The sequence below is a fragment of the Subtercola boreus genome, assembly GCF_006716115.1.
Taxonomy (GTDB): domain Bacteria; phylum Actinomycetota; class Actinomycetes; order Actinomycetales; family Microbacteriaceae; genus Subtercola; species Subtercola boreus.
This window is the reverse complement of sequence record NZ_VFOO01000001.1, coordinates 72,652-85,302: the sequence shown is the minus strand read 5'-3', so window position 1 is coordinate 85,302 and position 12,651 is coordinate 72,652. Positions and strand designations below refer to the sequence as shown.

13 protein-coding genes are annotated in these 12,651 nt (G+C 71.1%); 7 read left to right on the top strand and 6 right to left on the bottom strand.

The window, feature by feature from the left end:
• Window positions 1-227: 227 nt before the first annotated feature.
• Window positions 228-1,235 carry an EamA family transporter gene (locus tag FB464_RS00425; RefSeq protein WP_342780626.1) on the bottom strand — a complete coding sequence of 336 codons (1,008 nt, stop codon included), beginning with the start codon at window positions 1,233-1,235 and terminating at the stop codon, window positions 228-230.
• Between the two features lie 66 nt (window positions 1,236-1,301).
• Between FB464_RS00425 and FB464_RS00420 the strand changes: the two genes are divergently transcribed.
• On the top strand, window positions 1,302-1,853 hold the full coding sequence (locus FB464_RS00420; protein WP_246092862.1) for a CGNR zinc finger domain-containing protein: 552 nt from the start codon (window positions 1,302-1,304) through the stop codon (window positions 1,851-1,853).
• Window positions 1,854-2,203: 350 nt separating this feature from the next.
• Here FB464_RS00420 and FB464_RS00415 read toward each other — a convergent pair whose 3' ends face one another.
• Window positions 2,204-2,587: a GntR family transcriptional regulator gene (locus FB464_RS00415; protein ID WP_116416687.1), complete on the bottom strand. Its 384-nt coding sequence runs from the start codon at window positions 2,585-2,587 to the stop codon at window positions 2,204-2,206.
• Between the two features lie 302 nt (window positions 2,588-2,889).
• Between FB464_RS00415 and FB464_RS00410 the strand changes: the two genes are divergently transcribed.
• The 4 genes from FB464_RS00410 (at window position 2,890) to FB464_RS00395 (ending at window position 7,149) form a co-directional block, all read left to right on the top strand.
• Window positions 2,890-3,540, top strand: a complete 651-nt coding sequence (locus tag FB464_RS00410; RefSeq protein WP_116415605.1) for an NADPH-dependent F420 reductase — start codon at window positions 2,890-2,892, stop codon at window positions 3,538-3,540.
• A 204-nt stretch (window positions 3,541-3,744) separates the two neighbouring features.
• The gene (locus tag FB464_RS00405; protein ID WP_116415606.1) at window positions 3,745-4,443 is read left to right on the top strand and encodes an SDR family NAD(P)-dependent oxidoreductase; all 699 of its coding nucleotides are present in this window, start codon (window positions 3,745-3,747) and stop codon (window positions 4,441-4,443) included.
• 474 nt (window positions 4,444-4,917) lie between these two features.
• Window positions 4,918-6,723, top strand: coding sequence for an APC family permease (locus FB464_RS00400; RefSeq protein WP_116415607.1), 1,806 nt, complete (start codon window positions 4,918-4,920; stop codon window positions 6,721-6,723).
• A 9-nt stretch (window positions 6,724-6,732) separates the two neighbouring features.
• Window positions 6,733-7,149, top strand: a complete 417-nt coding sequence (locus tag FB464_RS00395) for a DUF3224 domain-containing protein (RefSeq protein WP_116416688.1) — start codon at window positions 6,733-6,735, stop codon at window positions 7,147-7,149.
• 406 nt (window positions 7,150-7,555) lie between these two features.
• Here FB464_RS00395 and FB464_RS00390 read toward each other — a convergent pair whose 3' ends face one another.
• Window positions 7,556-8,776 (bottom strand): MFS transporter, encoded by a 1,221-nt coding sequence (locus FB464_RS00390; protein ID WP_116415608.1) that lies wholly within the window; start codon window positions 8,774-8,776, stop codon window positions 7,556-7,558.
• A 56-nt stretch (window positions 8,777-8,832) separates the two neighbouring features.
• Here FB464_RS00390 and FB464_RS00385 point away from each other — a divergent pair, with 56 nt between their 5' ends.
• A complete protein-coding gene (locus FB464_RS00385; protein ID WP_116415609.1) occupies window positions 8,833-9,168 on the top strand; it encodes an ArsR/SmtB family transcription factor in 336 nt (111 codons plus the stop codon).
• An 8-nt stretch (window positions 9,169-9,176) separates the two neighbouring features.
• Here FB464_RS00385 and FB464_RS00380 read toward each other — a convergent pair whose 3' ends face one another.
• Window positions 9,177-10,619: an MFS transporter gene (locus FB464_RS00380; protein ID WP_116415610.1), complete on the bottom strand. Its 1,443-nt coding sequence runs from the start codon at window positions 10,617-10,619 to the stop codon at window positions 9,177-9,179.
• A 47-nt stretch (window positions 10,620-10,666) separates the two neighbouring features.
• On the opposite strand from FB464_RS00380, the gene FB464_RS00375 reads away from it, so the two are divergent.
• On the top strand, window positions 10,667-11,314 hold the full coding sequence (locus FB464_RS00375) for a TetR/AcrR family transcriptional regulator (protein ID WP_116415611.1): 648 nt from the start codon (window positions 10,667-10,669) through the stop codon (window positions 11,312-11,314).
• Between the two features lie 36 nt (window positions 11,315-11,350).
• On the opposite strand, the gene FB464_RS00370 is transcribed toward FB464_RS00375, so the two are convergent.
• Together FB464_RS00370 and FB464_RS00365 are read right to left on the bottom strand one after the other, a co-directional pair.
• The gene (locus tag FB464_RS00370) at window positions 11,351-12,019 is read right to left on the bottom strand and encodes a hypothetical protein (protein ID WP_116415612.1); all 669 of its coding nucleotides are present in this window, start codon (window positions 12,017-12,019) and stop codon (window positions 11,351-11,353) included.
• Window positions 12,016-12,582 carry a GNAT family N-acetyltransferase gene (locus FB464_RS00365; RefSeq protein WP_170151956.1) on the bottom strand — a complete coding sequence of 189 codons (567 nt, stop codon included), beginning with the start codon at window positions 12,580-12,582 and terminating at the stop codon, window positions 12,016-12,018. The genes FB464_RS00370 and FB464_RS00365 overlap by 4 nt, the downstream gene beginning before the upstream one ends.
• Window positions 12,583-12,651 lie beyond the last annotated feature (69 nt).

Below are 12,651 nucleotides of genomic sequence, written 5' to 3'. Positions count from 1 at the left end.
ACCCGGCGGTGGGGCGCGACGCGACGCGACGCAGGGGCGGACGCGGCGCGGGGACGCGGCGGTGGGGCGCGACGCGACGCAGGGGCGGGTGCAGCGCAGGGCAGGGTGCGCGGCGCAAGTGCGTGTGTGCGGCTCCGCCAGGGTGCGCGGCTCGCGTGGGCGGCGCAGGGGCGGGCGCGGGGCGGGGGCGCCGCGAGTGCGCGGGCGGCGCAGCCCCGGATGCGCGGCTACGCCTTCGCGAACTGTTCGGCGTCGAAGCTCGCGTCTGGGTCGCCATCGGCGCCGGGCGCGAGGGGTTCGGCCGCGCGCTTCTCCGAGCGCACGAATCCGATTCCGACGAGGATCAGCGCTCCACCGACCAGTTGGGCCGCTGACAGCGCCTCACCGAGCAGCAGCCAGGCGTAGAACGTCGCGGCCACCACCTCGAGCAACCCGACGAACGACGCCAGGCGGGAGCCGAGCATCCCGCTGGCCGCGATGCTCGCCGCGTAGGCGATCGCCGTGCTGATGACGCCGACGATGAGCAGCGGGATCCACCAGGGCGCCGAACCCCCGAGCAGACCGACCTCGCCGAAGGACGCGGTGAACGGAACGGCGCCGGTGAGCCCGACCGCGCCGAGCACGAGACCACCGAGCAGCAGCCCGAATCCGGCGAGCGCCACCGCGGGCAGACCGTCGGCCGGGCGGGCCGCGATCACGTAGTAGAGGGCGCAGCCGACCATGGCGATCAGCGCGAAGACGATTCCCAGTGCATCCATCGCCCCGCCACCGCCCGGCGACACGACGAGCACGAGCCCGACCAGAGCGATGACCGATCCGACGAGCACGACCACCTTCGGACGGCGCCGGCTGATCGCCCAGACGCTCGCGACCAGCAGCAGGGGCGCCATGTATTCGATCAGGATGCCCGTTCCGACCGGGATGCGCTGGATGGCCGCGAAGTACACCAACTGCGTGCCGGCGACTCCCACCAACGCCATCGCGAGCACCCGCCAACGGCCGCGCCAGAGCGCTGCCCAGCGACCGCGGAGGGAGAGGAGGGCGAACGGCAGCAGCACGATTCCGCCGATGAGGGCGCGAACGGTGACGGCGGCGGCCGGGCTCCAACCCGCTTCGAGCAGCGGCTTGATGAACGCGCCGGACGCCCCGAATGTGGCCGCGGCCAGGATCGCGACAGCCAGTCCTTTCGACGTCGACGTCTTCGCCATGGTCTTCCTCACCGTCTTCTCGCTCACACCCTGTGCGTCTTCTCGCTCACACCCTGTTGCCGACGGTAGTGTGTTCCACAGTAAGGAGTCAACTTGCATTTTGCCCCTGACACCGAAGACACCCTGAGCTTCGCCGTCGACCTCATGAACACCGTCGCCGGCGCGACGAAGAGCGGCCTCGACGCCCTCGCGACCCCCGCCGAACTCGGCGCGATCCTGAGCTTCTGGCAGTACTCCGGACGCATCGACCTCGACGACCTCGAACTCGCGGAGGTACGCGCCACCCGCGCGAGGCTCCGCCGGGTCTGGATGCTCGCCCGCACCGACGCGGTTGGCGAGGTCAACGCGATGCTGTCCGACGCGCGGGCACTCCCCCAGCTGGTGCGGCACGACACCCTCGACTGGCACCTGCACGCGACCGACCCGGAGGCGCCGCTGGCCGAGCGGATCCGGGTCGAGGTCGCACTGGCGCTCGTCGACGTGATCCGGTCGGACGAGAACGGCCGCCTGCGGGCGTGCGCAGCCGACGACTGTGACGGCCTGTTGCTCGACCTCTCCCGCAACGGCTCGAAACGCTTCTGCAGCGTGCGGTGCGGCAACCGGATGAACATGGTCGCGTTCCGCGAGCGCGCCGCCGAAGCGTAATTCCCCCTGCTCACGACCGTGCGGGCGTCGCGAAGGGACTCATATCGTCCCATCGCCGAAAAGGACGGACCATATGGGTCCCTTGCGCGCGCCCTCTTGCCAGGAAGGGCGGGTGTGGGTGGGCGCGCGGGCGCGGGTGGGTGGGAGGCACGGGTGGGTGGACGCGGATTGGCGGGCTCGGGTTGGCGGGTGCGCGGGTGCGCGGGCGCGGGTGGAGAGGGCCCGGGGTAAGGGGGCACGGGTGGGAGGGCACGGGCGGGAGTGTGCGGGCGGGCGGGCGCGAGGGGGTGGGCGAGGGTTGGCGTGCGCGGGTGTGGGGCGCGGGACGAGGGCTCCGCGGCCGGCCGGGCTCAGGTGCGGAGTGCGCCCTTTACGAGATCGAGGGCCTCGTCGCGGGTGAACCCCAGGTGACGCACCCGCTCCACGAAGGCCAGGGCAGCGGTCTGGCCCTCGCGCATCCGCGGGTCGCCGGAGGCCGCAACGAACGACCCGCTCCGACCCCGCGTCTCGATGACCCCATCCGATTCGAGCTCGCGATAGCTCTTTGCGACGGTGTTGACCGCCACCCCGAGCTCATCGGCGAGACCGCGCACGGTGGGGAGTTTCGATCCAGGCACGAGGATGCCCGCCAGCACGGCCTCGGAGACCTGCCGTCGCACCTGCTCGTACGGCGGCTCGGCCGCACCCGCGTCGAGGCGCACGGTGAACACGTTCGGCCCGTCGGACTCCGTCATGCCGAAACCGTACCGCACCGACATCCGCCGCGCCGCCGCCCGGCCGGACGCCGCCCTCGCGCGGCCGCGCCGCCGCCAGCCACCCCGCCCCGCCCGGACGGACGCCACCCCCGCCCGCCATCCCGGCCCGCCCAGCCGCACCGCTCCGCGCGGCCGCACCGCCCCGCCCGGCCGCCGGCCGCACCGCCAGCCGGCACCGTTGCCCGCCATCCCGCGCCGCGGCCCGGCAGGGCGCCACACTCACCACCCCGCCACCCGCGCAAGCGGGAATAGGAACCCCACCCTGCGCGGTTCATTCACACATGACAACAATCGGAATCATCGGAGCAGGACACATCGGCAGCCAGGTCGCACGCGCGGCGATCACGGCGGGCTACGACATCGTGATCAGCAACTCGCGCGGGCCGGAGACGCTCGCAGACCTCGTGGCCGACCTCGGCCCGAAGGCTCGCGCCGCGACCCCGACCGAGGCCGCAGAGGCAGCCGACTTCGCCGTCGTCACCGTGCCGCTGAAGGCGTATGAGGCCGTGCCGGTCGAGCCTCTCGCGGGGAAGATCGTGATCGACACCAACAACTACTACTTCGAGCGCGACGGCCACATCGCCGCCCTCGACAACGGTCTCGACACCGTGTCGGGCATGCTGCAGCGTCACCTCGTCGACAGCAAGGTCGCCAAGGGCTTCAACCACATCAAGTCCGACGACATCACCACCGACGGCACCCCCGCCGGCACCGAGAACCGCCGCGCCCTCGCCACCGCGAGCGACTTCGAGGAGGCCGCAGAACTGGTGACCAACCTCTACGACGAGCTCGGATTCGACACCGTGAACGTCGGTCCGCTCGCGGAGAGCTGGCGCGTCGAGCGCGACCAGCCGGCCTACGTGGTGCGGCAGAACAAGCACGAGCTGATCGAGAATCTGACGAAGGGCGTGCGCGCGACCGCGACCGCGTAGCCTTCGGTCGGTGGCATCCCACCTGCGGCGTGAGTCGCGAGTCGGCGGATGCCCGTCCACACGTCGAACGGGCGTGGACCAGCCAACACAACCGCCCCGGCGGCCTCCTGTCGGCTGGTCCACGTCCGTTTGTGCATGCGAGAGGGCGCAGCGTACGTTCGCAAGCCCTGCCGGGCATCCACCCGGCCGGGTTAGGCTCGGCGCATGACGAACATCAACGGTGCTGTGGTGTTGGTGGTCGGTGCGTCCGGCGGGCTGGGCCAGCGCATCGCGAGCCGCCTGGCCGAGGCCGGCACGACCGTCGTGCGGGCGGCGCGCAACCCCGCGACGCTGGCCGGGCCCGACGCCTACCTCGCAGACCTGCGGGCGCCCGAATCCGCCGACGCCCTGCTTCTCGCAGCCGCCGCGGCCCACCCGGAACACCTCGACGGGGTTGTGATCGCGGCCGGTGCCGTGGCCTTCGGACCGGTCGGCGAACTCGACGACGACACGCTCGACGCCCTGTTCGCCGTGAATACGTCGGCGCCGATCCGCCTCATCCGCGGCGCGCTGCCCCGCCTCAGCGAGTCGGCAGCGGCCGGCCGCAAACCGTTCATCGTGACCATCAGTGGCATCGTCGCCGAGTCGCCGACCGCCGGGATGGCGGCCTATTCGGCGTCCAAGGCCGGCTTGGCCGCGTTCGTGCAGGCGGCGTCGCGCGAGCTGCGGCGGTCGGGCATCCGGGTTCTGGATGCACGACCGGGCCATACCGAGACCGAGCTGTCGCGGCATCCGCTCGCTGGGACCGCGCCCACATTCCCCGCGGGTCTCGACCCCGACGCCGTAGCCGACCGCATCGTCGCGGCGATCGTGAACGACGAGAAGGATCTGCCGAGCTCCGCCTTCACGCCTCCCGCGAACTGAGCGGACATGCCCGGCCTGCCCACCCGCCCCGCAACCCGGCCCGCACCGCAACCAACGCGGGCCGCGGGCCGCTGAGCACCACCCGCGAACATCGAATCGGCGGCCGAGCCCAGCACCGTCGGCGTATTCGAGGCGGAACGGGCTGTGGCCGCCGATTCGTCAAACGCTGGCGCAGGCGCCGACAGGCGGGCGCGCCGGCCCGGCACGGCACCGGCCCCCAGGCGCCGACGGGGCGCCGGCCTGGCACGGGGCAGGCCAGTAAGCGCCGACGGGCGGGCGTGGCGGCCCGGCACGGGGCAGGCCCGTAGGCGCCGACAGGCGGGCGCGGCGGCCCGGCACGGCACCGGCCCCACCGCGCATCCGCAACCCGTCACAGAGCCGTAACACGACGGCTCTGGCGCGCGGAACCTCCGGGGCACTACTGTCTCTCTATCCCGGTGATGCCGGTGAGCCGCAGAAGAGAGTGGTGCCCGCATGACAACAGCTCCCGCACGAGGCAGCACGGATGTCGAGAGCAAGGGGCTGAAGGGCGGCGCCCTCGGTCTCGTGGGCAGCGTGGTGGTCGGTGTTGCGTCGACAGCCCCGGCCTACTCGCTCGCAGCGAGCCTCGGTTTCATCGTGGCATCGGGCGGCTCCCTGCTCGCGGGCGTGAAGTCGCCCGGCATCATCCTGCTTGCGTTCGTGCCGATGTACTTCATCGCCGTGGCCTACCAGGAGCTCAACAAGGCCGAGCCCGACTGCGGCACCACCTTCACGTGGGCCTCGCGGGCGTTCGGCCCGAAGACCGGCTGGATGGGCGGCTGGGGCATCATCGCCGCCGACGTGATCGTGATGGCGAACCTGGCCCAGATCGCGGGGTCATACTCGTTCACCCTGGTCGGCAAACTGTTCAGCGACGACGCGATCAGCGCCCTCTCGGGCGACGTGTTCTGGTCGACGGTCGCCGGTCTCGCCTGGATCGCGATTATGACCTACATCTGCTATCGCGGCATCGAGGTGTCCGCCCGTCTCCAATATGCCCTTCTCGGCATAGAGGTCGTGATCCTCGTCGCCTTCGCCGTTTTCGCGCTCGTGAAGGTCTACACCGGCACCGCCGAGACGTACTCCCTGATGCCCGACATCTCCTGGTTCCTCCCGTTCGACCTCGACTTCAGCACCGTGATCGCCCCGGCCATCCTCACCGCCGTCTTCATCTACTGGGGCTGGGACACCGCCGTCGCCGTGAACGAGGAGAGCGACGACCCGGGCCGCACGCCCGGCCGCGCCGCCGTCATCTCGACGCTCCTGCTGCTCGTGACCTACGCCCTCGTCGCTGTGGCGACCATCGCCTTCGCCGGTGTGGGAACCGAAGGCGTCGGCCTCGGCAACCCTGAGAACGCGAGCGACGTCTTCAGCGCGATCGGCCCCGACCTGTTCGGCGACTCGGCGTTCGGCGGAGTCATGCTGGCGCTGCTCTACATCTCGATCCTGACCTCCGCGTCTGCGTCGACACAGACGACGATCCTGCCGACGGCGCGCACCTCCCTCTCGATGGCGGTCTACAAGGCGGTACCCGAGAGTTTCGCGAAGATCCACCCGAAGTTCCTCACGCCGACCTGGTCGACCGTCGGGATGGGCATCATCTCTGCCGCGTTCTACCTGCTGTTCACGCTGATCTCGCCCACGCTGCTGAGCGCGCTGATCGGGTCGGTCGGCCTGCTGATCGCCTTCTACTACGGCCTCACGGGCTTCGCCTGCGTCTGGTACTACCGGCGCACGCTGACGGCGACGTTCCGCGACTTCATCATGCGCGGGCTGATCCCGCTGCTCGGTGGGCTGATGCTCACCGCCGTGTTCATCTTCGGGCTGATCCAGTACGCGCTGCCCGACTGGCTGACCGACGAGAACGACGAGAACGTGACGATCTTCGGCATCGGAGCGGTCGCGGTCGTCGGCGTGGGATCTCTCGTGCTGGGCGTCATTCTGATGCTGATCATGCGCTGGCGGAGCCCGGCCTTCTTCAAAGGCCAGACACTCGAACGCCGCAGCGACCTGATCCTCGCCGGCGAACATTACCCTGTCGGCATACGTCTGCCCGACTCCGAGGAGACCACGGTGATCGCCCGCGACCTCTCGAACCTGCCGACGGGGCTCATCGCGGTCGACCTCGAGACCGGCAAGCGGTACGCGAAGCAGAAGAGGAACGCAGCTGCTCCGGATGCCCGGGCGGGCGACCCCGCTCCGGATGCCCGGACGGGCGACTCCGCTCCGGATGTTCCCCCGACCGACGCCGCTCCGTAGGCTGTGGGCATGACTGACAAGGCGCCGAGCCCCACCACCCTCATCGCTCGATTCTCGGTGACGGGGTGGGACCCGTCGCCGCTCGTCGGCCTCGACGGTGACGGCGAGTGGGTCGGCGCGATCATCATGCGGAAGACCTACACCGCCGGGATCGTGGGCGAGAGCGTCGCCGAGTTCCTCTCGTCGGGAGACGAGGAGTCGGGCCGCGGATACCTCGCGGCCGAGCGCATCACCGGAACCCTCGACGACGGCCGCACCGGCTCGTTCACCGTGCATCACGGCGCCCTGCAGCATCCGAGCGACCCGTCGGCCTTCGGCTACATCGTGCCCGGCACCGGTACCGGCGACTTCACCGGTTTCGCCGGCTCCGCTCGCATCGTGCACGACGCCGACGGCGCGTTCTTCGAGTTCACGCTCGGCGCCTGAGCCGAGCTTCACGCAGCGGGCAGTGAGCGGCGTGCCGAGAGCGGCAGTGGGGCGGCGGCGGGCGTCACAGCGACCCCACAGCGCGGCGCAGCGTGGCGAGGCGCAGCGCGGCGAGGCGCGGCGCAGCGAGGCGCGGCGCAGCGAGGCGCGGCGCAGCGCGGCGAGGCGCGGCGCAGCGAGGCGCGGCGCAGCGAGGCGCGGCGCAGCGAGGCGCAGCGCAGCGTGGCGAGGCGAGTCACGGCGAGGCGCGGCGTGGCGTGGCCCAGCGCAGCGTGGCGAGGCGCGGCGAGGCGCGGCCCAGCGCAGCGTGGCGAGGCGCGGCGTGGCGTGGCCCGGCGCAGCGTGGCGAGGCGCGGCGTGGCGTGGCCCAGCGCAGCGTGGCGAGGCGTGGCGAGGCGCGGATCACCTATGAGGCGAGCGCGCCCTCCGGGGCCGTCGGCGCGAGCGCGCGGCCGCGCTTCACGAGGTAGCCGAGCTGGAACAGCCCGAGGGCCAGCACGACCGCCGCCGCCCCGGCGAGAGGTACCGACTGCGCCCCGCCGAAGCTGAGCGCCGCGGCACCGAGGGGTGGCGCGATCCCGATTCCGGCGTACATGGCGGTGGTGTACCACGAGAGGGCGAGGCCGGATGCGGCCGGGTCGATCGTGATCATCCGGTGCTGCACGGCGGGTGCAGCAGCGAAGGCGGCGAATCCCCAGACGGCGAAGACGATCGCCGTGGTCAGGTAGTTCGCGTCGATCACCGGAAGCGCGATCAGCGCGGCCGCGTGCACTGCCAGCGCGATGGTGGCCGTTCGTCTGCTGCCGAGCCGGTCGGTGAGTCGCCCCGAGACCAGGTTTCCCCCGGTTCCGGCCACACCGTAGACGAGGAGCAGCAGAGCGAGCAGACCGCCGGCGCCCCCGGTCGCACCCGCGGTGATGGACGAACTGAAGATGTAGACGACGTTGAACCCTGCCGTGAGGAAGAGCGTGGCCGCCAGCGACAGCACGATGCGGTGGTCGGCGAGCGGGGCGAACCGCGCCCTCATCGACACAGGGTGCCCGACGGGAATGCCGCGCACCAACAGTGCCACAGCCACGGCGAGCACGGCCGCGATGCCGGCGACGATCAGCAGCGGGAGCTGCCAGCCGCCGACGGCGCCGAGGGCGGTACCGAGCGGCGAGCCGAGCGCGGTCGCCGCCGTGAAGCCGAGCGAGACGAAGGCGATGGCGCGGCCCCGGGCGGCCGGAGTCGAGAGGCTGGCGGCGGCCGCTGTGGCGGCGGGAACCAGCGCGGCCCCACCGAGCGCGGCGAGAATGCGGCCCGCGGTGAAGAGGGGCAGGGTCGTGGATGCGGCGGCGAGCACCGTCCCGAGGGCGATCAGCCCGAGACCCGCGGCCATCAGGGTCGTTCGGGAGAGCCGGGGCAGCAGAATGGCGACGGCCGGTGCCGCCACGGCGACGACGATCGCGTAGAAGGTGATGGAGTAGCTGACGTCGCTCGCGTCGACGCCGAGGGTCGAGGCGATGGCGGGCAGGAGGCCCGCAATGACGAAGGCGTTGGTTCCGACGACGAAGAGCCCGATGGCCAACAGCACCAGCCGCCCGTCGAACCGTCGCGCGGCGTATGATTGTTCGATGTTCGTCATACCGATAAGGTAGCAGATGGTTTGACGAAGATCGAACTATTTGTGGAGCTCTCCGGATGACCGACAACCCCTTCCCGCAGCCCGATGTCGACGACATCAGACTGACGAACATCCTGCGCGCCCTCGCCGACCCTGGGCGGGTGAAGATGCTGCAGGTGTTGGCCGACGGCGAGTACCACGCCTGCAACGTGGACGAGTTCGGTCTCGACATCCAGAAGTCGACGCTCTCGCACCACTTCAAAACGCTGCGGGAGGCCGGCCTGACGACGGTGATCGTCGAGGGCCGCAGCCACCGGATCGCGCTTCGGGGCGACGAGCTCGAAGCCCGCTTCCCCGGCCTGGTCGCCTTCCTCACCTCAGAGAGCGCCGTCGAGGACCTCCGCGCGCCGTAGTCCGCCGCTCAGCCCGCCAGCGACTCCTCTGCTGCGATCTGCTCCTCACGCACCCCGATCGCACGGCGACGCGCACTGTGCCGGCTGAGCAGGGTGCCTGCGACCACGGCCACCACGAGGGCGGCGATGCCGAACCAGGCCGCCGCACTGTAGCCGCCCTCCGTCGGCACCGAGCCGCCGGTCGGGATCGTCGCCACAAGCAGCGTCGCGCTGAGCGCGCTGCCGAGCGAATACCCGATGTAGCGCAGCACCTGGTAGAAACTGTTCGCGCTGGCGGTCTCGTGGGCGGGCACCCCCTGGTGCAGTTGCGCCGGATTGACCGCGAAGATCGCCCCGATGCCGAACCCTGCGAGCGCCATCGCGATCAGGAGCGGAATGAGAGAGCCCCTGGCCGTCAGGAACACCACCATCGATCCGATCAGCACCACGCTACTCGCCACGACGAGCACCTCGAGCGACACTCGGGCGATGAGTCGCTGCACCACCCTGCTCGCGAAGAAGCTGGCCAGCGAATACGGCACGAGCATCAGCCCGGCGATGGCCGCCGGGTAGTCGAACCCGTACCCGGCATCCGTCGGCGTCTGCACGTAGCGCACGACGAGCGACAGCAACGGGTAGATGCCGGCGCCCACGAGCACGACCATCACGTCGGCGGCCAGCACCGACGGATGCACCAGAAGCCGCACGTTCACCAGCGGCGAAGCGACCCTCAGCTCCCAGAGCACCCACAACACGGAGGCGACGATAGCGAGGACGGCAGTCACGACGAGAGCGGTGGATGCCCACCCCCACTGCGGCCCCTCCGCACACACCAGCAGCAACCCCGCGATCGCGACGGCCAGCAGCACGGCCCCGACCAGGTCGAGCTTCGTGGCCGGCCGGGCGGGACTGTCGGGCAGGATGACCAGCACCCCGATCGCGGCGATCGCTGTGATGACGGCGCCGAGCCAGAACGCTGCAGCGAGCCCGAAGAACTGCGTGACGACGCCGGCGATGGGGTAGCCAATGCCGAGCCCGGCCGCGGTGGTCACTCCCAGGAGCGCGATGCCCGGGCCGGCCTTGGCGGGCGGCAGGGCATCCCGGGCCGCAGCGATCGCGAGGGGCACCAGACCGAGGCCGATCCCCTGCATCGCCCGGCCGACAAGCAGCCAGCCGAAGCCGAACGGCAGGGCCGCGAGCACGCAGCCGGCGGCGACGATCGCGAGCGCGCCGACGATGACGGCGCGGCGATGGCTGCCGTCAGCGAGCTTTCCGAGCACCGGTGACGCGACGGCCCCGGCGAGCAGGGTGATCGTGAGGGCCCATTGGGAGGCCGCGAGCGACACCCCGTCGAGGCGGGCGATCGTGGGCAGGAGCGGTGCGCCGAGGCTGCCGACCGCCGTCGAGACGGTTCCGAGAAAGACGAGGGTCGGGAGGATGAGGCGCGGTGAGTCGATGCGGATGCCGGTCATGATGATGTCACGCTACACCTTATTACTCAGGTGTGTAATAGTTGGGTGTGACCGGAACCGAACACGCCACCGCTGCCGCCGCCACCGATCCGCGGAGCGAACGGAGCGCCGCCCGGCTGCGGGAGGCCGTGCTGCGCCTCGCCTCCACCCGACCGGCCTCGTCGATCTCGGTGACGGCCCTCGTCGGCGCGGCCGGCGTCAGCCGCAAGACCTTCTACAACCATGCGGCGACCCCCGCCCAGCTGCTCGCCCGCACCCTCACCGCCGAGCTCGACGAGGCCCGCGACCGAGCCGAGCAGGAGCTGACCATGTCGTCGGCCGACCTCGAGCGCGCGGTGAGACACCGCCTGCGCGCGATCCTCTCCGCCGTCGACGCTCGCCGGCAGATCTACCTGCAGGGCGGAGGCGGGCTCTCCCCCGAGCTCTACCAGCTGCTCAGCGACCACTTCGCGGCGGCGGTCGAGCAGTCGATCGTCGCCCTGCACCGCACTCCGCCACGGCTCAGAGGGTTCGACGACGAGCCCCACCGTGGGGCCGCGCTGGCCATGTACTCGTCGTTCGTTGCGCATGCCTATGCCGGCGCCATCCAGTCCTGGCTGCAGCATCCCGAGACCCCCGAGGTCGACTTCCTGCTCGACCTCATCGTCTCGGCCCTGCCGGTCTGGATGCTCAGCCGCGGTGCAGCGCAGCACTGATCGAGCAGCCCCGGGGCGGGAGTGCCTCAGCCCGGCTCACCACGTACCCGCCGGCGAGGCAATCACCGGCACCGGTGCATAGGACCAGTGCGACCCGTTCGCGTAGTGGCTCGACGCCCACGGCGAGGCCCAGATGGCGCTCTCGATCTGGGCGGTCGGAGCTGAGGCCTGGAACCCGGCCACGATCGCCGAGTACCCGCTCACGCTGTGCAGCGCCTCGGCGCAGTTGGCCGCCGCGGTGGAGAGATTGTCGTAGCTGCCGAAACCGCTGCCACCGCCGGATCCCCAACCGTTGTTCAGCGGATTGTTGCGGTTCCACCAGTCGGGCGGACCGTTCTCCTGCCGCATCCAGCGCATCATCACCGTGATGTTGGAATCGGTCATCGGGAATCCGGCCAGCAGTAGAACGAGCGTCGCCCAGTCCTTGTTGGTGCTCCCGGCCGCGAGAGTCTTGACGCCGGCGGTGGCCGAGTAGTCGTCGCGCGTGACCGTCACCCCCGCCGCATCCCCGGGCACCGTCACGATCTGCAGCGAACCCTGGGCGCTCGTCTGCACGTAACCGTGGGCACCATCCGCGGTCGGCGCCTGCGGCGGCGGGGCGAGGGAGACCAGCGCGACGAGCGCGAAGGCGGCGAGGCCGGCGACGGCCGCGACCAGCCGGGTCACCCGCCGGCCGTGCAGGTGCGCTGCGGTGACGGCCCTCACGCCAGGCGCTCGTCGAGCCTGCGCCGAACATCCGGCCACTCCTGCGCGATCACGGAGAAGTAGGCCGTGTCGCCGCGGCTGCCGTCGGGAGAGGAGCGGTGCGAGCGCAACACGCCCTCCGGAACCGCTCCGAGCCGCTGGATCGCCGCGGCGCTGCGGGTGTTGCGCGCATCACAGCGGAGCGCCACGCGGGCCAGACCGAGCTCGTCGAAGGCATACCCGAAGAGCAGTCGCTTGGCCGCGGGGTTCGTGCGGCCACCCCAGAATTCGCGGCCGTACCACGTGCTGCCGATCTCGATCCGGCGCTGCGAGGGCGAGTGGTCGTCGAAACTGGTGGTGCCCCGGATGTCGCCACCCTCACCCTCCACCACGAAGGTCATCGTGCTCGGTTCGGCGAGCTGGGCCTCGATGTGGCGGGCGTAGGCCGCGGCATCCATCGGCCTCGGAGAGGTCATGCCCGCCCAGAGCGCGTCATCGGTGAGCGCCTGCAGCGCATCGGCATGCCCGGCGGAGATCGGCTGGAGCCGGATGCCGTACCCCTCGAGGTGGATCTGGTGCTGCACGGTGCCGCCTCCTCTTCGCTCTGCCCCCCAGCCTACGACGGCGTCCGAGCTGCCCCGGTTGACTATGAC